This window comes from Meiothermus granaticius NBRC 107808 (assembly GCF_003574355.1).
Taxonomy (GTDB): domain Bacteria; phylum Deinococcota; class Deinococci; order Deinococcales; family Thermaceae; genus Meiothermus; species Meiothermus granaticius.
This window is the reverse complement of record NZ_QWLB01000002.1, coordinates 87,174-108,078: the sequence shown is the minus strand read 5'-3', so window position 1 is coordinate 108,078 and position 20,905 is coordinate 87,174. Positions and strand designations below refer to the sequence as shown.

The following is a 20,905-nucleotide window of genomic DNA, read 5'->3' as shown; positions in this document are numbered from 1 at the left end:
GAAATGCGCTGGGTGTTGCCATAATTGGGTCATGGACCTCGTCAATCGCCATGTGGATTACCTTCAGGGAACCCTCAATTCGTCTGATCTCGATCCGGACCCGTTGGTCCAGTTTGGGCACTGGCTCGAGGCGGCCTTTGCCGCCAACCTGATCGAGCCTGGGGGGATGACCCTCTCCACGGTAGGCCCCGAGGGCCGCCCCAGCAGCCGGGTGGTGCTCCTGCGGGGGTATTCCCCCGAGGGGTTGGTGTTTTACACCAACTACAACAGCCGCAAAGGGCGGGAGCTAGCCCAAAACCCCTGGGCCTGTCTGGGGTTCTGGTGGCCCGCGCTCGAGCGCCAGATCCGGGTCGAGGGTCGGGTGGAGCGGGTCAGCCCTGAGCAGTCCGACGCCTATTTCGCCAGCCGCCCCTATGAAAGCCAGCTAGGGTCAGCGGCCAGCCCGCAAAGCGAGGAGATCGCCTCGAGGGCGGTTCTCGAGGAGCGCATGGCCCGTTTGCGAGAACAGTATCCCCAGGGGGTTCCACGCCCTGCCCACTGGGGGGGGTTCCGGCTCCTCCCAGACCGCTTTGAGTTCTGGCAGGGACGCAAAAACCGCCTCCACGACCGCTTTGTCTATACCCTCGAGCCCGACCGCTCCTGGCGGATCGCCCGGCTGGCCCCCTGAAGCTCCGGCTGGCCCCAGGTCGGCGGCCTGGATATGATTTTTACCACAAAATCCGTTCCGATTAGCCTGCAACATAATTTCAAGCCCCGATCTCACCATCTGTTTTGGCTGTCCTGAATAGGATTAAGGCCGGATGTCCGCGTTTGAAACCGCTCGCATAACCTATCGGAATCGCTCCTTTTCCTTTACCATCCGCCGCAGCGCCCGCCGCCGCACGGTAGGGGTCACGGTGGATCTCCAGGGGGTGCGGGTTGCGGCCCCCAGCCGAATGCCGCTCGAGCGGGTGATTGCCCTGGTCGAGACCAAGGCCGAGTGGATCGCGGCCAAGCGGGCCGCCCTCAACCGCTGCCGAGGCCCGCGCAAGCGTTTTGTGGATGGGGAATCCTATCCCTATCTGGGCAGGCGGGTGCGGCTGGAGGTCAACGCCCAGCCCCATAAAAATCCGGTGGCCCTCAAGGGCAACATCCTCGAGGTGCGCTCGGAAGACCCCCGCGCAGCGCTCGAGGGGTGGTACAAGGCTCGGGCCCAGGAGGTGATTGGGCGCCGGGTAGAGCACTACTGCCAGATCCTGGGCTGGGAGGTTCCACCGGTGCTGATCCGCAATCAGAAAAAGCGCTGGGGCAGCTGCAATGCCAAGGGCGAGCTGCGCTTCAACTGGCGGCTGGTGATGGCTCCGCTCGAGCTGCTGGATTACGTGGTGGTCCACGAGCTGGCCCACCTCAAGGAGCTCAACCACAGCCAGCGCTTTTGGCGCTTGGTCGAGCAGATCATGCCCGAGTACCAAGAGCGGCACCAAGCCCTCAATGAGCTGGGGCCAAGCCTGTACTGGTAGGGGGCCTCACCCGCGGTAGGCTGGGAACCATGTTGAGACGAGGCCTGCTGTTCGTGATCCCGCTTTGGCTGGCCCTGGCGCTGGCCGTGCCGGTCACCTTCACCTATGACCCCCCGGTCGGGCTCGAGGTACACTCGGTCTCCCTGCGCGGCAGCTTCAACCAATGGGGGGAGATCCCCATGCTCCAGCAACCCGACGGAACCTGGAGCGTCACCGTAGAGCTGCCGCCGGGTCCCGTGCAGTACAAGTTCTTTATTAACGGGCGCTGGCCCCAAAACATGTGCGACGACCCCACCTTTGGCACCCCTGGGGTGGACGCCGAGGGGCTCACCTGCCGCGATGACGGTCAGGGCGGGATGAACGCGGTGCGCGTGGTCGAAGCCGGTCCCGATACCCCCCCAGCCGATACCCTGGCCTTTCAGCACGATCCCCAGGAGGTGCGCTATCTCTCGGTCGCGGCGGGAAAGCTCTCGGTGCGCTTTGGGGCAGCGGTGGGCGAGGTTAGGAACGCGCGGGTGATCGCCGACCAGTCCTACCCCATGCTCAAGCAGCTCGAGGATGAAACTGGCGAAACCTGGCGGGCGGCCCTACCGGTCTCAACCCAGCAGTACCGCATCCAGCTCACCGACAGGAACGGGAAGGAGCGGAACTTCGGCCCCTTTAGGGTCCCGGCCCATCCCTTTACCGCCCTGGACTGGGTTTCAAAGAGCGTGGGGTATCAGATCTTTCTCGAGCGCTTCTGGAACGGCGACCCCAGCAACGACCGCAAAGCCCTGCAAAGCGACGAGTACACCTTCAACCCGGTCTGGCAAAAAGACCCCAGCTTGCCCAAACCCTACCTCTCCAAGTGGAGCGATCCGCCCGGAGCCCTGCACTGCTGCCACCAATACTTCGGGGGGGATCTGGCCGGGTTCATGGCCAAGCTGCCCTACCTGAAGGCCCTGGGAACGACCTTGATCTACTTCAACCCGCTCTTCGACTCCGGCTCGGTGCATGGGTACGACACCCACGGCTACCTCAAGGTCTCGCCCAAGTTTGGCGATACGGCCTTGCTCCAGAAGGCCCTCGAGGCCGCGCATAAAAATGGCCTTCGGGTGATCTTCGATTTTGTCCCCAACCACACCGGGCTGGGGTTTTGGGCCTTTCAGGATGTGGTGAAAAAGGGCCGGGCCTCCAAGTACTGGAACTGGTACTTCATCCGGCAATACCCCTTTACCCCAGGCGACAGCCGCGCCTATGAAGCCTGGGCCGGGGTGGCCAGCCTGCCCAAGCTCAACACCGGCAACCTCGAGGTGCGGCGGTATCTCATCGGTGTGGCCGTGAACTGGATTAAATTTGGCTTCGATGGGGTGCGGGTAGATGTGGCCAACGAGGTCATTGATCCGCACGGCTTCTTCCGGGAGCTGCGGCAGGCCATTCGCAGGGTCAACCCCGAGGCTTACCTGGTGGCCGAGGTTTGGCAGCGCGACCCTTCCTGGTTGCAGGGGGATGAGTTTGATAGCCTTATGAACTACGCCATCGGGCGCGATGTGCTGCTGGGGTATGCCCGGGGCTTATCCAGCGCTCGCCGCACCCTGAGCGGTCTTTCCAGCATCTACAGCGTCTACTCCGAAGCGGTGGCGGCCCAGGGGTTCAACCTGATCGGCTCCCACGACACCGCCCGGGTGCTCACCGATCTGGGCGGGGGCGGGCTGCGCGACCAACCCTCCCCTGAGGCCCTCGCGCGCTTGAAGCTGGCCTCGGCCCTGCTCTATGCTCTACCTGGGGTCCCGGTCTATTTCCAGGGTGAGGAGTGCGGGTTTACCGGAGAAAAGGGCACCTATCCTGTCAACGAGCTGTACCGCTACCCGCTGCAATGGGAACGCTGCAACCCCGACACGCTCGAGCACTACCGGCGCCTGGGCCGGCTGCGCACGGGGATTGCGGCACTTCGCAGCCCGGTCTTCCGCATCTATAGGGCCGAAGGAAACGTCCTGGCCTTCTTCCGTGGGGAGGCCGGGGCCTCTGAAGCCCTGATGGTGTTCAATAGCGGTAAGGACACGGCCCAACTCCCCCTGCCCCAGGGAGGGTGGCGAGATGCCGTGAGCGGGAAAACCTATCGCTCCGAAATCCCCATGGGGCCGATCTCCTGGCGCTACCTGCAGCGGGGCGGTCTCTAGCCTGGATGGGGATTTGCCAATCTGACCCTCCAGTCAGTACAGTTGGAAGGTGCCGCGCAAGAGCATCCTGGCCATCACCCTCAGCCACGCTTCGGTAGATATGCAAACGGGTTCACTGGCGGTGCTGCTGCCGGTGCTGCTCTCGAGCCTCCACCTCAACTACGCCGCAGCAGCGGCGATCATCACGGCCAACAACCTGGTGATTGCCGTAGCCCAGCCGCTCTTTGGGGTGCTGGGCGATCACAAGTCGTTCAAATGGATGGTCTGGGTGGGCTGCTTGCTGACCGGGATGGCCATGGTCTCGGTGCTGTGGCAGCCCTTCTACGCCTTGGTGATCGTGGCGGTCATGGCCAGCGGGATTGGCTCGGCGATGTTTCACCCTGAGGGCCTGAGCCGGGTACGGGCGATCAGCGGAAACCGGGTCGCCAGCAGCACCTCGCTGTTTTTCTCCGGCGGGAATCTGGGGTTTGCGCTTGGCCCCATCCTGGCCACCAGCCTTTTGGAGCGGCTGGGCAAGGCCGGAAGCTTGCTGATGCTGGTCCCTACCCTGCTGGCCGTCCTGCTCCTATGGAGCCAGTGGCGGAGCATTGCCGGCGGCGAGGGCCGGGCTCGAGCGGCCTCCCCAGCTTCCCGGCGGCCCTGGCTGGCGGCAGCGGGGTTGGTGGCCTTTCTCATGCTCCTGATCACCCTGCGCAGCACAGTGACCACCGGCCTTCAGACCTTCATCCCGCTCTACTTTCACCATACCGGCAGCCTGGGCCGCGAAGCCGCAGCCTTTTTGGTGACGCTCCTGGCGATTTCGGGGGCGGTGGGCACCCTTACCGGCGGGATTCTCGCCGACAGATATGGGCGCAAGCTGATTATGGCCAGCACCGCCCTGATCGGGCTGGCTGCGCTCCACCTCTTTCTGCACAGCACCGGCCTGGTGCAGATGGCCGCGGTCAGCCTGGCCGGGGCCGCGCTGAGTGCGGCCTGGCCGATCATCGTGGTGATGATTCAGGAGGCCATGCCGGGGAACGTGGGGCTGGCCTCGGGGCTATCCTTGGGGACCGCCTATGGGGCCAGCGGGCTGGGGGTGGCGCTTCTCGGCAACCTGGCTGACGCCTTCGGACTGGGGAGCGTCATGCAGCTTCTGACCCTGCTTCCGCTGGGCATCTTCGCCATGACCCTTTTCGTCCCTGAGCGTGAAGCCAAGCCTATGCCCACCTGAGGGAACCCCCCCTTCAGGGCTGGGAAATTAGCTGGGTCTTGACCAGCGGATACGCATACCCATCGGTGAGGGCCTTGAGCGAGGCCTCGAGGCTGTTGCGGCTGGCCCCCACGGTCATCCAGCGCTCCCCTCCCCGGGCCATTTCGATCAGCACCCGTACCCCGCTCGAGGTGCCGCTCTCCTGCCCGCTCAGAATACGCACCTTGTAATCGGCCAGTTCGATCTCGGCGATCTCAGGGTAAAAAGGCTGCACAGCCTTGCGAAAGGCCAGATCAAGGGCCGAAACCGGGCCGAACTCGCTCTCCGCCGCCGTGTGCTGCAGGCTCTCCCCCACCTTGACCCGCAGGGTCGCCTCGGACCAGGTAGGCAGGTCGGGGTTGGCCTCGTTGGCGTGCATGAACACGCTGAACCCCAGCACCTCAAAGGGCTGCTCTCCCCCCCGCAGCCGGTGGGCCAACAGGTAAAAGCTGGCCTCGGCCCCCTCGAAGGAATAGCCGGCGTGCTCGAGGGTTTTCACCTCCTCCAACAGCGCCCCTGCGGTCTCCTTGGGCACGCTTACCCCACCCTCGGCCAGCTTGGCCAACAGGTTGCTACGGCCTGAGAGGTCCGAGACCAGCACCCGTCTCGAGTTCCCCACCGCCTCCGGTTCAATGTGTTCATAGGTACGGGGGTTCTTGAGCACCGCCGAGACGTGAATCCCCCCCTTGTGGGCGAAGGCCGCGTCCCCCACGTAAGGAGCTCGGAGATTGGGGGTGAGGTTAGCCCGTTCGTCCACAAAGTGCGAGACCTCGCGCAGCTCGGTGAGCTTCTCCCGGCTGATGCCCTCGAGCTCGAGCCCATACTTGAGGATGAGGTTGGGAATGGTGCTGGTGAGGTTGAGGTTACCACAGCGCTCCCCATACCCGTTGATGGTGCCCTGAACGTGGGTGGCCCCGGCCCGAATGGCCGCCAGGGCGTTGGCCACCGCCAGCTCGCCATCGTTATGGGGGTGAATGCCGATAATCAGGCCCGGAAAGGCCTCCCGCACGGCTTTGGTTATCTCGTAGACCTCCTCCGGCAGGCTGCCCCCGTTGGTGTCGCACAGGCATAGGGTATCGGCCCCACCGCGCACGGCGGCCTCGAGCGTCGCCAGGGCATAGGCCCGGTTGGCCTTGTACCCATCGAAGAAGTGTTCGGCATCGTGGATGACCCGTCTGCCTTGCCCCACCAGATAGCGGTAGGTCTCCTCGATCATCTGGAGGTTTTCCTCCAGGCTGACCTCGAGGGCCTGGGTCACGTGGAAGTCCCAGCTCTTGGCCACCACCGTAACCAGGGGGGTGGCGGCCTCGAGCATGGCCCGCACCGAAGGGTCATCCTGCGGCTTCACGCCCTTCCGCCGGGTAGAACCAAAGGCGCAGAGCTGGCTCGCCCCCAGGCCTACCCCCTTCATCCGGGCGAAAAACTCCGCGTCCTTAGGGTTGCTGCCGGGCCAGCCGCCCTCGATGATGGGAACCCCAAAGGCCGCCAGGCGCTTGGCGATGGCGACCTTGTCGTCGGAGGAGAGGCTCACCGCCTCGCCCTGGGTGCCATCCCTTAGGGTGGTGTCGAGGATCTCAATCATCGTTACTTCCCCAGCCCCGAGCGCTGCACCTCTTCCAGCGACCTTGGCTGCCGTGCGGCCTGGCCTGCGGCCAGCTTATTGGCCGCGTCCAGGTAGGCCCGGGCCGAGGCCTCGATGATGTCCGGGGAAACCCCCGCCCCGGTGGCTTGCACCTCCCCCAGCTTGAGCTTCACGGTGACCTCGCCCAGGGCCTCGGTGCTGCCGGTGACCGACTCCACCCGGTATAAGTCCAGCTCAGGGCGCATCTTTACGGCCTCCGCCAAGGCCTTGTAAACCGCATCCACAGGGCCATCGCCGGTGGCGGTGGCGGTGACCATGCCCCCAGGGGTGGCCACCTTGACCGTAGCGGTGGGCAAGAGCCCGGAGCCCGAGAAAAACTGGACGTGCTCGAGGGTGAACAGGTTGGCGGTAGGAGCAGTCTCCGACTCCACCAAGGCCCGCAGCTCCTCGGTCTGGATGGGGCCTTTGCGCTCCACGATCTCCCGGAAGCGGGCAAACACCGCAGCAAACTGGGCTTCGTCCAGGGTATACCCCAGGTCAGCAAAGGCTTTTTTGACTGCGGCCTTGCCGGAGTGCTTGCCCAGCACCAACACCGCAGCCTCGCGCCCCACCAGCTCGGCGTTCATGATCTCATAGGTCTCTTTGTTTTTGATCACCCCGTCCTGGTGGATGCCCGACTCGTGGGCAAAGGCGTTGTCCCCCACGATGGCCTTGTTGGCCTGCACCACCATCCCGCTGTAGCGCTCCACCATCCGGGAGATGCGGTACAGCTCGCGGGTGTGGATCTGAGTCTTGGCCTTGTAGTGGTCGCGGCGAACGTAGAGGGCCATCACGACTTCCTCTAACGAGGTGTTCCCGGCTCGCTCCCCGATGCCGTTGATGGTGCACTCGATCTGGGTGGCGCCGTTCTCCACCGCGGCCAGGGAGTTGGCCGTAGCCATGCCCAGGTCATCGTGGCAGTGGGCAGAGATGTGCACTTCCCGCCCCTGCACCACCTCGTCGTAGATGCGCTTGATGACCGCGCCGTACTCGGGGGGAGTGCCATATCCCGTGGTATCGGGGATGTTGATGGTGGTTGCCCCGGCTGCAATGGCGGTCTGGTAGAGCTTTCTCACAAAATCGAACTCGGCCCGCATCACATCCTGGGCGCTGAACTCCACATCGTCGGTGAACTCTCTGGCGTAGCGCACCATCTGGTCGGTGAGCTCGAGCACCTGCTCGGGGGTCTTCTTGAGCATGTACTCCAGATGCACCTTGGAGGCGCTGGTGAAGACGTGAATCCGCTTTTTCTCGGCCTTCTCGAGGGCTGCCGCGGCCCGCTCGATATCGAGCTTGTGGGTGCGGGCCAGCCCGCAGATCACCGGCCCCTGGACTTCGCGGGCAATGCGTGAGACGCATTCAAACTCCGCGGCCCCATTGACCGGGAATCCGGCCTCGATAATGTCCACGTTGAGCCGGGCCAGGGCGTGGGCGATCTCGAGCTTCTGCTGCAAGGAGAGCGCGACCCCAGGGCTTTGCTCGCCGTCGCGCAGGGTGGTGTCAAAAATCCGAACATGGCGCATACCGACCTCCATCGAACCGCAGGGCCGGGTCTATGACCCGGCCCTCAACTGATTTAGTCCCCAGCTACTTCTTCCTTGCTGAAGCGCGACTTCAAGAAGGGCATCATCGAGCGCAGTTGGGGGCCAACCTTCTCGATGGGATGCTCCTTCCAGAAGTTGCGGTTGGCGTTCAGGGTGGGCTGGCCGACCACGTTCTCCAGCATCCACTCCCGGGCAAACTCGCCCTGCTGAATCTGGCGCAGCACCTCACGCATCCGGGCCTTGGTCTCCTCACGGTTTATGACCATCGGCCCACGGGTATAATCCCCGTACTCGGCGGTGTTGGAGATGCTGTAGCGCATCCCGGCGAAGCCCGACTCGTAGATCAGATCCACGATCAGCTTGACCTCGTGCAGGCACTCGAAATAGGCCATCTCGGGCGGGTAACCGGCCTCGGTCAGGGTCTCAAATCCCGCCGCGATGAGCTGGGTCAGGCCGCCGCAGAGCACGGTTTGTTCGCCGAACAGGTCGGTCTCGGTCTCGTCTTTGAAGGTGGTGGCGATGGTTCCGGCCCGGGTGCCGCCGTTGGCCTTGGCGTAGGCCAGCGCCGTCGGCAGGGCCGAGCCAGAGGCATCCTGGTGGATCGCAACCAGGCTGGGTACTCCCGAGCCCTTTTCGTACTCACTGCGCACCAGGTGCCCAGGGCCTTTGGGCGCTACCATCCACACGTCGAGGTCCTTGCGCGGCTTGATCTGTCCGAAGTGGATGTTGAAGCCGTGGGCGAAAGCAATCGCCGCCCCTTCCTTCAGGTTGGGCTCAATCTCCTCGCGGTAGACCTTGCCCTGGGTTTCATCGGGGAGCAGCACCATCACGATATCGGCCTTCTTCACCGCGTCGGCGACGGGCAGAACTTCCAACCCGGCGGCCTTCGCCTTGGCTTCGTTGCGGCTACCGGGTCGCAGCCCCACCACTACCTTGATGCCCGAATCCCGCAGGTTCATGGCGTGGGCATGCCCCTGAGAGCCAAACCCCAGAATGGCCACGGTCTTGTCCTTGATAAAGCCTAGGTCTGCATCTTGGTCGTAGTAGATCTTCATAACACACTCCTTATCTCTGAGGAACGGTCTCCCGTCCTTTCACCGCATAGAAGGCTGCAAAGACACTGTTCTTGTGCAGCACTTCCACCTGATCGAAACCCACCCGGCGCAGCTGCTCGAGCTGCCACGACAAGGGGCGGGGAGAGTCTTCACGGTCAATGTAATCGAACACCTTGGCCCGGTACTCGGGACCCCCCAGGGCCTCGAGGTACTGCCCATATCGCTCCCACATCAGCGCCTGAACTGCCGGGTTGGCGTACCGCACGAGATCGCTGACCAGCAAAGCCCCACCGGGGGCGAGCAGGTCGTACAGCTTGCGCAAACCCCGCTCCCAATCAGCATCGTCGCGCAGGTGGTGCAGAACCGCGGCGGCGACGATGAGGTCGTAGCCGGGCGGCAACTCCACCGTTCGAAAATCGCCCTGAAGGATACGCACTTCCCCATCGGTAGCCGCGGTGACCCGCTGATAGGCCCGCTCGAGCATGGGAGCGCTCAGGTCAAGAAGGTCACAGGCCAGGTGAGGGTAGCCCTGAAGGATCTTCAAGGTGTTGTTCCCCGCGCCGCAGCCCACATCCAGCAAGCGCTTGGGCGCAGGCTGAAGGGCCAGGGCAGTTTGGGCCAGCAGCTCGAGCACCAAGGGAGCATCTACCGTAGCAGACTGACCGGTCTCGAGGTTAGAGAAGCGCTCCACGTCGGCATCGAAGCGGGCGCGGATCTGCTCCGTAGTGGATTTTTGCTCGAGGGTTCTGGGCATCGTGGCTCACAAGCGATAGGGGCGATTTCTCCTATCGCCCCCGGTCAAACCGCCTTCTTCTCCCGTACCTTCAGGACCTGCTCGCCGCGTGAAAGGGCTACCGCGCCCGTGCGCATCACCTCGAGCAGGCCATACGGCCGCAGGGCGTTGATGAAGTCCTCCACCTTTTGGGAATTGCCGGTCTGCTCAAAGATGATGCTCTTCTTGGCCACATCCACGATCCGCGCCCGGAAGGCCTCGGCGATGTCTTTGAGCTCCATCCGCTCCTCGAGACCGGCCACATGCACCTTGACCAGCGCCAGCTCGCGCTCGACATGGGGCTCGGAGTGATCGGTGACCTTGATCACCTCGATCAAGCGGTTGAGCTGCTTCTCCACCTGCTCGAGCACCGAGTCATCCCCGGTAACCACCAGCGAGAGCCGCGAAAGCCCCTCCTGGTGGGTACGCCCAACCGCCAGCGATTCGATGTTGAATCCCCGACGAGCGATCAGGCCGGCAATGCGTTGCAACACACCGGGGTTATCCTGAACCAGTACCGAAACCACGTGCCTCATAGCGCTTTCACCTCGGCCCTTGGCATCTTAATCCCCGGCCCCTACCGCCTCGCGCGGGTTCTCAATGATCATGTCCTCTGCCGCCCCACCGGTAGGGATCATTGGGAAGACCCCCTCTTCGTGGTGGACCCGAGCCTCCAACAACACCGGCCCATCATGGGCCAGCACCTCCTTGACCGTCTCGGCCAGCTTGGCCTTATCGGTTAGGGTGATGCCCCGGATGCCATAGGCCTCAGCCAGCTTAGCGAAGTCGGGGTTGGAATCGGCCAGGTATACCTCGCTGTAACGCCGGGCATGAAAGAGGTCTTGCCACTGCCGCACCATGCCCAGAAAGCCGTTGTTGAGCAGCACAATCTTGATAGGCAGGTTGTGTTTTTTAACCGTGGCCAGCTCCTGCAGGGTCATCTGGAAGCTACCGTCCCCGTCAAAATCAATCACCGTCTCCCCAGGGCGGGCTAAGGCCGCCCCAATGGCAAAGGGCAGGCCCACCCCCATGGTGCCCAGGCCCCCGGAGTTAATCCACGAGCGCGGACGGTCAAACTTGAAGAATTGAGCGGTGAACATCTGATGCTGGCCGACCCCGCTGGTCACCACCGCCCGGCCCTGGGTAGCCTCCCAGAAAGCCTGGATCACCTCTTGGCTCTGGAGGTAGGGCTTGGGCTTCCAGGCAAAGGGGTGCTTGGTGCGCCATTCATCAATCTGCTTCCACCATCCTTTGATCTCCAACTTCTTGGCCTCTTTGGCCAGCTCTCCTGCCACCCACCGGGCATCCCCCACTACTGGAATCGCCGTGCGCACCAGCTTGCCGATCTCCGCTGGGTCAATGTCCACGTGAATGATGGTGTGGGCGTTGGGGGCAAACTTGCTGACCTTACCCGTCACCCGGTCATCGAAGCGCATCCCGATTCCCAAAATGGTGTCGGCGTGTTGAATGGCTCGGTTGGCCGCCACTGAGCCGTGCATTCCCGGCATCCCCAAAAACAGCGGGTGGGTGCCTGGGAAAGCCCCCAGACCCATCAGGGTGGGGATTACCGGAATCCCGGTTCGCTCAGCGAAGGCGATGATCTCATCGGCGGCGTTCTGAGCCCCACCCCCGACCATCAAGATGGGTTTTTGGGCTTTCTCCAAGGCCTCCAAAGCCCGCTCGAGCTGGCGCGGATGCCCCTTGTAGGTGGGCTTGTAGCCGGGCAGGTCCACCTCCACCTCGAAGCTTCCGCTGAACGCCGCCTGTTGCACATCCTTGGGGAAGTCCACCAGCACTGGGCCAGGCCGCCCGGTTGAGGCGATGTAAAAGGCTTCAGCCAATACTCGGGGGATGTCGTTGACGTGGTGTACCTGAAAATTATGCTTGGTGACCGGTTGGGTGATCCCCACCACATCGGCCTCCTGGAAGGCGTCGGTGCCGATCAGGCTCTGGGCCACGTTGCCCGTGATGGCCACCACTGGGGTGGAGTCCATGAGGGCATCCTGCAGTCCGGTGACCAGGTTCAAGGCCCCCGGCCCCGAGGTGGCCATGCACACCCCGACCCGCCCAGAGGCCCGGGCATAGGCGGTAGCCGCATGAATCCCCCCCTGTTCGTGCCGAACTAGGATATGGCGGATGGGCGAGTCATAGAGGGCGTCGTAGGTGGGCATGATGGTCCCACCGGGGTGGCCAAAGATCAGATCCACCCCCTGCTTTTCTAACGCTTTCAGGATTGCCGCCGCTCCATTCATAGCATCTCCTCTTCCAAAACATCGCCCCCCGAGGTTCGGGGGGCTTTAGGATGCGCTTAACCGCTTCAGCTACACCAAACCCCCGTAGACCCAGTAATTACTAGGTCTACTACGGCTAGGACTAGGGTGCGGCTCGAGGGCATCTCGCCCTGAAGTCTATAAGGCTTTGGTATACCTTGTCAACCCGATAGCCACCTCACGTCATAGGTAAACAATCCATGATTTATAGTATGGGTTAAGGGGAAATCCATGTATTGGGCTGGCCTAGTAATCAACATTTTGATAGCAGGAGCCGGGTATCTATTTCTGCCTTCAGGCAAGCGACTTCTAGGACTAGTATTTTTCTTGACTTGGGTAATCTGGTCAATCTTCTTTTCAAGTACCAATATTAACACCCTTGGTCTGGCGATAATTAATATCGCCAGCGCAGTAATATATAGAAATATTTGGAGTGAAAGTGTTGGACAAAAATAGGAGCATATATGCAAATCTTAGGCGGCATTTTTGGCGTGGTATGGATGATTGGTTTTGCCGGAAATATACTCTTGTTTTTGTATGCTGAATGGCTCTTGATTCGAGAAAGTTTTTGGAACCTAATAAATCCTCTGCTGCAGCTTGGAGCCATCATACAACTGCTAACCTGGCCCTTATTCTGGATCTTTGTCGCCATCACGCTGATTGGATATTTTGGGGCGCAGTACTTCTCCCAGAGAGCGTAAAGTCCCAAGCCTCAAGAAGTTTTTTGGGATGGCTTCGAGCATCCTTTATCGGCCGATCTACCGCCAACTCTCTGACTGTAACGCCGGCATAACGGCGCTCCTGCTACCGTGCCCTAGACCCCACGAGACGGGCCTGGAGGGATGCACATGCAAAGAACCGTGGCTTTTCTAGTCGGCATCGCTTTGCTAACCGCCTGCAGCAGCGGAGGGGCGCCTCCGGCCTCACAGCCCCCGGCGGTCTCCGGTATCTGGGGGGTGCAGTTGGGGAGCGGGGAGATCCTGGGTGGGCTCGGCCTGTCCAACCTCAAGTACCTACAGTTCAACGCCAATGGGACCGGTGAGGTCTTCGCGGTCGAACCCAGCACCAACGTGCTGACCTGTGTCCCCCTGCTCTATGCCGCCCTCAACCCCAACATGCTCTCAATCTCCTCGGATGCGGTAGGGGTTACCCTGAGCAGCACCGAGCTGTTCAAGCTCGAGAAGCTCAGCGATACCTCAATTCGTCTCACCAACACCAAGGGAACCTCGCAAACCTTTTCCAAGGTGGATGCGGTGCCTGCGGGCAACCTCTGCGATACCGCCAATGTGACCGCGAAGCTCGAGAATCTGGCGGTAAGCCCCAGCTCCTTCTCCAACCTGGTCAACGACGGCACCAACCTGCGCGTCGCCGACCAGAACCGCAAGGTGCAGATCATCCAGCCGAGCACCGGGGCCATTCTCGGCGCCGAGGACATCAATACCAGCGGCTACGACGAGGTCATCACCATGCAGGGCCCCACCGACTACTGGGCGCACTGCGGCTGCGGCGGCTCAGAAGATGTGGCTCGGTTCAAGGCGGGGGTAGCCCCCAGCGATACCATCAACACCCAGACCGATCTGAGCAACTCCATCAGCGTGCGGGCGGGGGCCTTTGATGGCACCAACCTCTGGCTGGGGGGATACTCCTATACCGATCGTGTCTTCCGAATGCTCAAAATCAACTCCGCAGCCGAACCGGATGTGCTCCTAAGCAGCTTCGATTTCAAAATTGACCTTCAGGCCATCACCTTCAACGGCACCGAGCTGTGGGGGTTGGTGGGGTATCAGAGTGCTGCCCTGGTGCTGATCGACCCCGCTACCGCCAAAGCCACCCGCACCCTCAAGCTGCCCGAGGCCAGCGACGGCTACTACCGTGGGCTGACCGCGCTGGCGGGTAAGCTCTACGTGATGCTCGTGCTAAACAGCGGAAAGATCACCATTCTCGCCATACAGCCCTGAGGCCAGGGACCAGCCTAGGCCGGCTCGTTCAACCGCTCGAGCCTTCGGCTGATCTCCCCCACTGCTACCTTGGCGTGCTCCCGCCCGTTCTCAATAAACACCGTGCGGGTATCGGAGCCAAACCCTGCGCTTCCGGCCACGAACAGCCCAGCCAGCGAGGTCTCGTAGCTCTGGGAGAGCCGGGGCGCGTCCTCTGGCCCCCCAAAGCGGACCCCGGCCCTTCGCAGCAACCCGTCCACCGCACGGTAGCCTAGGTATAAAAGCACGAAATCCGCGGGCAACCGCAGGCTTGAGGCCATAGCGCTTGGGCTTTCAACCCTCCGTACCTCTACCTCTCTCGAGCCGATCTCCTTGACCTCAGCGTTCAACAGCAACCGGATCGAGCCCTCTTTGACCCGGTTCTCGAAGTCAGGCTTGAGCCAGTATTTCACACTGGGACGGATCTCCGCCTCGCGGTGAACCACCGTGACCCTAGCCCCGGCCCGGTACAGGTCCAGTGCAGCCTCCACCGCGCTGTTGGAGCCCCCCACCAGAACCACGTTCTGGCGCCAGAAACCCAGGGTCTCCTGGATGCCGTACAGGACATGCGGGAGATCCACACCGGGGACCTCCAGGCGATTGGGGTTGTCATAATAGCCGGTGGCCACCAGCACGTAGCGGCTCTTGAGGAAGGACTCCCCCTCGCGGCTGCGGCAGTGCAGGGTGAACTCGCCTTCTGAGCCAGCGACCTCGAGGGCTTCGGTATAGGTGCGGATTTCCAAACCCTCTACCTCGGCTACCCGGCGGTAATAGGCCAACGCCTCGCGACGGGTGGGTTTGGGGTTCAGGGAAGGGAAAGGGTGCCCGCCGATCTCGAGGTTCTTGGCTTCGCTGAAGAACACGGTTTCCACCGGCCAGCGGTAGATGGTGTGAACCAGGGTTCCCCGTTCCAGGTTCAGCACGCTCAGGCCCCTGCGCTTGGCCTCGATGGCCGCGGCCAGCCCTACCGGGCCCGCGCCAATGATGATCAGATCCCACATCGGGTCTCATGGTACCGCGCCAGCCCCAGAGCAATGGGCAGTACGCCACTGAATCAGGATTTGGCTTTGGGCTCTGCCGACCTCGCCTTGGGGGGCGGGGCGCTCGAGCCTTTAGGCGGGGTAGGCTTAAAATTGCGGATCGGTGCGAAGATAAAGCGGTTGAAGGCCAGATACACCGCGACATAGGCGGCGATCTGCACCAGCGGGTTGTTCAGCGCGGTGACGTGGCTGGCTCCTAGCCAGGTCATCAAGAAGGTCAACGGAACCACCACCACAAACGCCCGCAGGAACAGGCTGGGAAATACCCGCAGCATGTCCTTGAAGGAAAGCTGAGGACGAATGGCGCTTTTGCGGCGCAACTTGGCCTCCCGGCGTTTTTTACCCATAAGAAAAAGTCTACTGGGTTGCCGGAAACTCGCATAGACCGCCGCCCCTTAGAATCGGAGGGTGCAGGAACTATGGGAACGCCTGTGCCGCTTGCCCCATCGGGGCAGTGCTGGCCCCTTTGAACACCTGGCCGCCAAGTTGCTGAAGGGGCACCTCGAGGGGCTGGGGCACACCGTTCAGACGCAGCCCTTCAAAGCCCCCCGGAGCTACGGCCCTGAGCTGATCCTGACCTCATTGTTGTTGGCTTTGGGGGGGCTCTTCTCGCAGTGGTGGCTGGCCCTGCTGGGCACCTACGCCTTCTGGGCCCATTTCTCGGGCTGGTGGACCCCCTGGAGAAAGCTGTTTGACCGCTATCCTTCACAAAACCTTATCGCATATGGCCCGGCCTCTGGGGGCAACCCTAAACCCCTGGTCTTGATGGCCCACTACGACAGCGCCAAGACCTTCTTTCTCTATGGGCCGGCTTTTGTGGGGCAATTCCGGCTCAATTTCTTGTTTAATGCCGCCCTGGCCACCGTCTTACCCTTTGCCTGCTTTCTGCGGGCGGTGCCCCCGCTCATTGGCGCCTACTTTCTGGCCCAGGGGGTTCTGCTGCTGTGGCGCGAGCTAAAGGAACCCTATGTGAACGGGGCCAACGACAACGCCAGTGGGGTAGCGGTGGCGGTGCAGTTGTTTCACGAGCTGAACCTCGAGCCCCTCCCCGGCTACCGGCCTTTGCTGGTGCTCACCGGCTGCGAGGAAGTGGGCACCAAAGGGGCCGAGCACCTGGCGAAGAGTGGCCTGCTCCCCCCGAACGCGCTCGTGCTGAACCTGGACAATATAGGCCAGGGCGAGCTGTTCTATGCGACCGGGGAGGGGATGCTGGTGTTTCATCCCTATCGGGGCCAGCTGCTCGAGCTGGCCCAGACCACCCCAGGCGCAGCCCCCCTCGAGTACCGCCTGGCCTACTTCGATACCCGCCCTTTTGCGGCCCGGGGCATCTCCTGCCTCAGCCTGATTCGGCTCGAGGCGGGACTTCCCCCGCACTGGCACCGGCCCTCTGACCGCCCTGAAAACGTGAGTTGGGCCGCAGTAACCGCCACCTTAGACTATGCCCGCCGCCTGGTGCGGCAGCTCGGGTAGCGACGGGTTATTTGTGGGCCCGCCCAGCGCCGTTTGGACTATACTTCAGGGCGTGAGCCTTGGTACCCAACCCGAGCATACGATTCGGCATTTGCGCTAATTCCCCTCTGGCCAACCCAAAGGACATCCAGCGTTGAATACAGGCTCGAGCACCCCGTAGCCCTCAAGGGAGAAACGCACACCATGAGCACCACCCAGACCCCCAGCGTGATCGCCGACATGCTCAAAACCATGGTGCAGTCTCGAGCCTCGGATATTCATCTCCAGGCCGGGGCCCCGCCCACCGTGCGCATTGACGGGAAGCTCAAGGCCTTCAGCAACAAGACCCTAACCCCCGCCGATGTCGAGATCATCGTGCGCAGCCTGCTCACCCCAATGCAGCAGGAGGAGCTCGAGTACAAGAAAGAGATGGACTTTGCCTACACCATCCCCGGCCTGGCCCGCTTTCGCTGCAACCTCCTGCACCAACGGGGCAGCTTTGGGCTGGTGATGCGGGTGGTCTCGGAGAATATCCCCAGCTTCGAGAGCCTGGGCTTACCCCGGGAGATCATGGAGGATCTGGCGGGCAAAGAGCGAGGGCTGGTCTTGGTTACCGGCCCTACCGGCTCAGGCAAGAGCACCACGCTGGCCGCAATGATTGACCACATCAACCTACACTTCCCCAAAAACATCGTCACCATTGAAGATCCTATCGAGTTTCTGCATCGCCACAAGAAAAGCCTGGTGGTCCAGCGTGAGGTTGGGGTAGATACCGATTCCTTTGCCACCGGCCTCAAATACGCCATGCGCCAAGACCCCGATGTCATCCTCATCGGCGAGATGCGCGACCGCGAGACGGTGGAGGCTGCGATCATGGCCGCCCAAACCGGGCACCTGGTTTTCTCCACCCTGCACACCCTGGACTCCATGCGTACCATCAACCGCATCATTGATTTCTTCCCCCTGCATGAGCACCAGCAGATCCGGATCCTGCTGGCGGAGTCTCTGCTGGGCATCCTTTCGCAGCGCTTGCTGCCTCGAGCCGATGCGCAAGGCCGAACCCTGGCCCTGGAAATCCTGCTCAACACCCCCTACATCCGCGACATGATCAAGGATGAGGAGAAGATCCCGCAGATCAAGGATGCCATGATGCACGACAACATCCGAGGGATGCGCACGTTTGATCAGCACCTGGTCGAGCTCTACACCCAAGGGCAAATCAGCCTCGAGGACGCCGAGGGGGCCGCGACCAGCCCGCACGAACTCAAGCTGATGCTGACCAAGTTCACCGGGAAGGGATTTTAGGGCACGGCCTGATCAGGCCCCTTGAGCCGGGCCGGCGGTTAGCCTACAACCCCTTTGCCCTATAAACTAGGGAGCGGAGGCATCTATGGCCCAGATGAGCAAAGGGAAATACACCAACATCCAAGCCTGTGCGGATCAGAAAGGGGTGATCGCCGCCGCGGCTATGGACCAACGCGGCAGCCTGCGCCAGGCCATCGCCAAAGCTCGAGGGGGAGAGGTGAGCGATGCGGAGCTGCTGGAGTTCAAAACCGCGGTCACCAAAATCCTAACCCCTCACGCCTCGGCCATCCTCATGGACGTGGAGTACGGGCTTCCGGCAATCGAGGCTCGAGCCCCCGGCACCGGCGTGCTGCTGGCCTATGAGAAATCGGGGTACGACACCAATGTCAAAGGCCGCCTTCCCGATCTGCTCCCCGAGTGGAGCGTGCGCCGGCTGGTCGAGGCCGGGGCCAACGCCATCAAGATTTTGCTCTACTACAACCCCTTTGACGATCCGCACATCAACCGCATCAAGCATGCCTATATCGAGCGAATCGGGGCCGAGTGCGCGGGCCTGGACGTGCCCTTCTTCCTCGAGCCCATCGCCTATGACGACAACCTAGGCAATGAAAAGGGGTTTGAGTTCGCCAAGGTCAAGCCCAAGTATGTGGCGGCTTACATGGAGGAGTTCTCCAAAGAGCGCTATGGGGTGGATGTGCTCAAGGTGGAGTTGCCGTTCAACATCACCTTTGTGGAGGGCACCAGCGCCTTTGGGGGGACCGCGGCTTACACTCGAGCCCAGGCCCTTGCCGATCTCAAAGCCACCGCCAGCGCCGCCGGGAAGCCCTTCATCTACCTCTCGGCAGGGGTTAGCGATGCGGTGTTCCGGGAGTCCCTGGAGCTCGCCGCTGAGGCCGGGGTTCCCTTCAGCGGGGTGCTGTGTGGGCGGGCTACCTGGCAAGACGGGATCCCGGCCTATGCCAAGCAGGGCGTACAGGCCCTCGAGGACTGGCTCGCGGATCGTGGGGTGCAGAACATCGAATCGCTCAACCAGGTGCTGGCCAAAGCGGCCAAGCCCTGGTGGACCATCTACGGCGCAGAGCCTGTGGTGGGCTAAAAAGCCCCACCGTGCCCAACGCACCGGGTGAGACCCGGTGCGTTGGCTGTTGATCCCCAAACAGAGGGCGGTTATGTCCCCGCTTGCCAGGAGGCCAGGTATCGCTCTTGCTCGGGGGTGAGGGTGTCGATCTGCAGGCCCATCGCCGCCAGCTTGAGCCGGGCAATCTCGCGGTCTAGGACCTCGGGAACAGGATAGACCCCTGCTTTTAACTGCCCGTTGCGCCCGAGCATATACTCCACCGAGAGGGCTTGGTTGGCAAAGGACATGTCCATGACCGCGCTGGGATGGCCCTCCGCCGCCCCCAGATTGACCAGGCGGCCCTCGGCCAACAAGTTGAGGCTGCGCCCACCCTCCACCTGGTACTGCTCGATGAAAGGCCGACCCCACCGCTTCTCTCGAGCCGCCCCCTCCAGCGCTGGAATATCAATTTCCACGTTGAAATGCCCCGCATTGCAGAGGATGGCCCCGTCTTTCATCCGGGCGAAGTGCTCCTGCCGCAACACCCCGATGTTGCCGGTGACGGTGATGAAGATATCCCCGATCTGGGCGGCCTCGAGCATCGGCATCACCGGGAATCCGTCCATTACCGCTTCCAGGGCCTTCACCGCATCCACCTCGGTCACCACCACATGGGCCCCCATGCCCCGGGCTCTCGAGGCCACCCCTCGCCCACACCAGCCGTATCCGGCCACCACGATGATTTTCCCGGCCAGCAGCACATTGGTGGCCCGCAAGATGGCGTCAATGGTGCTCTGTCCGGTGCCGTAGCGGTTGTCGAAGAGGTGCTTGGTGTGGGCATCGTTGACCGCGATCACCGGGTATTGCAGCACGCCCTCGGCGGCCATTGCCCGCAGCCGTATCACGCCGGTGGTGGTCTCCTCGGTCCCCCCCAGGATGCTCGGCAGCAACTCGCGGCGCTCCTGATGCAGGAGGGTTACCAGGTCGCAGCCATCGTCCAGGGTGAACTGCACCCCTTCCCCAAGCACCGCCTCGAGATGCCGATAATAGGTTTCTTTATCCTCGCCTTTGAGGGCGAAGACGGGGATGCCCTCATGCTGGACCAGCGAGGCGGCCACATCATCCTGGGTGGAGAGCGGATTGGAGGCACACAACCGCACCTCGGCCCCACCGGCCTTAAGGGTCTGAACCAGATGGGCGGTCTCGGTGGTGACGTGAAGGCAGGCCGCGACCTTTAGTCCGGCCAGGGGCTTGGTGCGTTCAAAGCGCTCTTTGATCTGCCGCAGCACCGGCATCTCCTGAGCGGCCCACTGGATGCGCTCCCTCCCGGTGTCGGCCAGGCCCAGATCCTTGACGTCGTATTCCTTGGCCATAAGCTCTCCTTGTATAGGGCCAAGTCTAACGCAGGAGGGGTTACAGGGCCTCGCCGATTTCGATGGTCTCCTGCAGGTGCAGGCCCTGCTCGAGCACCGCCTTGGCCCAGCGCCGAGCCCCCGCCAGGTCGTGGTCGCGGTAGTTGCCGCACTCGAGCTCGCTCACCCCAGGCACCGCCCCTTGGTGCTCGGCGACCTCGAGCAGGGTTGTGCGGAAGGCCTGCAGAACTTTCTCTGGCCCCGGCTCACCCAAAACCACCAGGTAGAACCCCGTGCGGCAGCCCATCGGCGAGAGGTCCACGATGCCCTCCAGGTGGCCGCGCATCTGGGTGGCCAAGAGGTGCTCGAGGGTGTGTAGGGCCCCCGTACCGATGGCTTCTCGATTGGGCTGAGCCAGGCGCAGGTCATACTTTTCGATCTTGTCGCCCCTGGGGGTCTCCTTGACCCCAGCCAGACGCACATAGGGAGCCCGGACCCTTTGATGGTCGAGGCGGAAGGACTCTGGGATGATCGGGTTGGCCATAGGCATAGTCTAGCAATGGGCCGCGCGGGAGGCC

The 20,905-nt window shown here is 62.5% G+C and carries 19 protein-coding genes; 9 read left to right on the top strand and 10 right to left on the bottom strand.

Going from position 1 to position 20,905, the window contains the following annotated elements; translation table 11 throughout:
* The first annotated feature begins 31 nt into the window (after positions 1 to 31).
* The 4 genes from pdxH (at position 32) to Mgrana_RS01225 (ending at position 4,868) form a co-directional block, all read left to right on the top strand.
* Positions 32 to 667 (top strand): pyridoxamine 5'-phosphate oxidase, encoded by a 636-nt coding sequence (gene pdxH, locus Mgrana_RS01240; RefSeq protein WP_119355781.1) that lies wholly within the window; start codon positions 32 to 34, stop codon positions 665 to 667.
* Positions 668 to 800: 133 nt separating this feature from the next.
* A complete protein-coding gene (locus tag Mgrana_RS01235) occupies positions 801 to 1,499 on the top strand; it encodes a M48 family metallopeptidase (RefSeq protein WP_119355780.1) in 699 nt (232 codons plus the stop codon).
* A 29-nt stretch (positions 1,500 to 1,528) separates the two neighbouring features.
* On the top strand, positions 1,529 to 3,658 hold the full coding sequence (locus Mgrana_RS01230; RefSeq protein ID WP_119355779.1) for an alpha-amylase family glycosyl hydrolase: 2,130 nt from the start codon (positions 1,529 to 1,531) through the stop codon (positions 3,656 to 3,658).
* A gap of 49 nt (positions 3,659 to 3,707) precedes the next feature.
* Positions 3,708 to 4,868 carry an MFS transporter gene (locus tag Mgrana_RS01225; RefSeq protein ID WP_119355778.1) on the top strand — a complete coding sequence of 387 codons (1,161 nt, stop codon included), beginning with the start codon at positions 3,708 to 3,710 and terminating at the stop codon, positions 4,866 to 4,868.
* Positions 4,869 to 4,881: 13 nt separating this feature from the next.
* Here Mgrana_RS01225 and cimA read toward each other — a convergent pair whose 3' ends face one another.
* The 6 genes from cimA to ilvB are packed head-to-tail and all read right to left on the bottom strand — an operon-like array spanning position 4,882 to position 12,130.
* On the bottom strand, positions 4,882 to 6,468 hold the full coding sequence (gene cimA, locus Mgrana_RS01220; protein ID WP_119355777.1) for a citramalate synthase: 1,587 nt from the start codon (positions 6,466 to 6,468) through the stop codon (positions 4,882 to 4,884).
* Positions 6,469 to 6,470: 2 nt separating this feature from the next.
* Positions 6,471 to 8,030, bottom strand: coding sequence for a 2-isopropylmalate synthase (locus tag Mgrana_RS01215; RefSeq protein WP_371862061.1), 1,560 nt, complete (start codon positions 8,028 to 8,030; stop codon positions 6,471 to 6,473).
* A gap of 53 nt (positions 8,031 to 8,083) precedes the next feature.
* On the bottom strand, positions 8,084 to 9,106 hold the full coding sequence (ilvC, locus tag Mgrana_RS01210; protein WP_119355775.1) for a ketol-acid reductoisomerase: 1,023 nt from the start codon (positions 9,104 to 9,106) through the stop codon (positions 8,084 to 8,086).
* Between the two features lie 10 nt (positions 9,107 to 9,116).
* A complete protein-coding gene (locus tag Mgrana_RS01205; protein WP_119355774.1) occupies positions 9,117 to 9,860 on the bottom strand; it encodes a class I SAM-dependent methyltransferase in 744 nt (247 codons plus the stop codon).
* A 44-nt stretch (positions 9,861 to 9,904) separates the two neighbouring features.
* Positions 9,905 to 10,414: an acetolactate synthase small subunit gene (gene ilvN / locus Mgrana_RS01200; RefSeq protein ID WP_119355773.1), complete on the bottom strand. Its 510-nt coding sequence runs from the start codon at positions 10,412 to 10,414 to the stop codon at positions 9,905 to 9,907.
* A gap of 27 nt (positions 10,415 to 10,441) precedes the next feature.
* Entirely contained in the window at positions 10,442 to 12,130 is a 1,689-nt protein-coding gene (ilvB, locus tag Mgrana_RS01195; RefSeq protein ID WP_119355772.1) for a biosynthetic-type acetolactate synthase large subunit, read from the bottom strand.
* Between the two features lie 482 nt (positions 12,131 to 12,612).
* On the opposite strand from ilvB, the gene Mgrana_RS01190 reads away from it, so the two are divergent.
* Both Mgrana_RS01190 and Mgrana_RS01185 read left to right on the top strand, forming a co-directional pair.
* Positions 12,613 to 12,849: a hypothetical protein gene (locus tag Mgrana_RS01190; RefSeq protein ID WP_119355771.1), complete on the top strand. Its 237-nt coding sequence runs from the start codon at positions 12,613 to 12,615 to the stop codon at positions 12,847 to 12,849.
* 147 nt (positions 12,850 to 12,996) lie between these two features.
* Positions 12,997 to 14,106: a hypothetical protein gene (locus Mgrana_RS01185; protein ID WP_119355770.1), complete on the top strand. Its 1,110-nt coding sequence runs from the start codon at positions 12,997 to 12,999 to the stop codon at positions 14,104 to 14,106.
* Positions 14,107 to 14,120: 14 nt separating this feature from the next.
* On the opposite strand, the gene Mgrana_RS01180 is transcribed toward Mgrana_RS01185, so the two are convergent.
* On the bottom strand, positions 14,121 to 15,125 hold the full coding sequence (locus Mgrana_RS01180; protein ID WP_119355769.1) for a YpdA family putative bacillithiol disulfide reductase: 1,005 nt from the start codon (positions 15,123 to 15,125) through the stop codon (positions 14,121 to 14,123).
* 53 nt (positions 15,126 to 15,178) lie between these two features.
* On the bottom strand, positions 15,179 to 15,511 hold the full coding sequence (locus Mgrana_RS01175) for a hypothetical protein (RefSeq protein ID WP_186813101.1): 333 nt from the start codon (positions 15,509 to 15,511) through the stop codon (positions 15,179 to 15,181).
* 61 nt (positions 15,512 to 15,572) lie between these two features.
* Here Mgrana_RS01175 and Mgrana_RS01170 point away from each other — a divergent pair, with 61 nt between their 5' ends.
* The 3 genes from Mgrana_RS01170 to Mgrana_RS01160 all read left to right on the top strand — a co-directional run bounded on the left by Mgrana_RS01170 (position 15,573) and on the right by Mgrana_RS01160 (position 19,014).
* Positions 15,573 to 16,634 carry a M28 family metallopeptidase gene (locus Mgrana_RS01170; RefSeq protein ID WP_119355768.1) on the top strand — a complete coding sequence of 354 codons (1,062 nt, stop codon included), beginning with the start codon at positions 15,573 to 15,575 and terminating at the stop codon, positions 16,632 to 16,634.
* A gap of 183 nt (positions 16,635 to 16,817) precedes the next feature.
* Positions 16,818 to 17,918, top strand: coding sequence for a type IV pilus twitching motility protein PilT (locus tag Mgrana_RS01165; RefSeq protein WP_119355767.1), 1,101 nt, complete (start codon positions 16,818 to 16,820; stop codon positions 17,916 to 17,918).
* Between the two features lie 94 nt (positions 17,919 to 18,012).
* Entirely contained in the window at positions 18,013 to 19,014 is a 1,002-nt protein-coding gene (locus Mgrana_RS01160; RefSeq protein WP_222592122.1) for a tagatose 1,6-diphosphate aldolase, read from the top strand.
* Between the two features lie 71 nt (positions 19,015 to 19,085).
* Here the strand turns inward: Mgrana_RS01160 and ahcY are convergent, their stop codons facing one another.
* On the bottom strand, positions 19,086 to 20,348 hold the full coding sequence (gene ahcY / locus Mgrana_RS01155; RefSeq protein WP_119355765.1) for an adenosylhomocysteinase: 1,263 nt from the start codon (positions 20,346 to 20,348) through the stop codon (positions 19,086 to 19,088).
* 40 nt (positions 20,349 to 20,388) lie between these two features.
* Positions 20,389 to 20,871 (bottom strand): S-ribosylhomocysteine lyase, encoded by a 483-nt coding sequence (locus Mgrana_RS01150; RefSeq protein ID WP_170146369.1) that lies wholly within the window; start codon positions 20,869 to 20,871, stop codon positions 20,389 to 20,391.
* Positions 20,872 to 20,905: the final 34 nt, after the last annotated feature.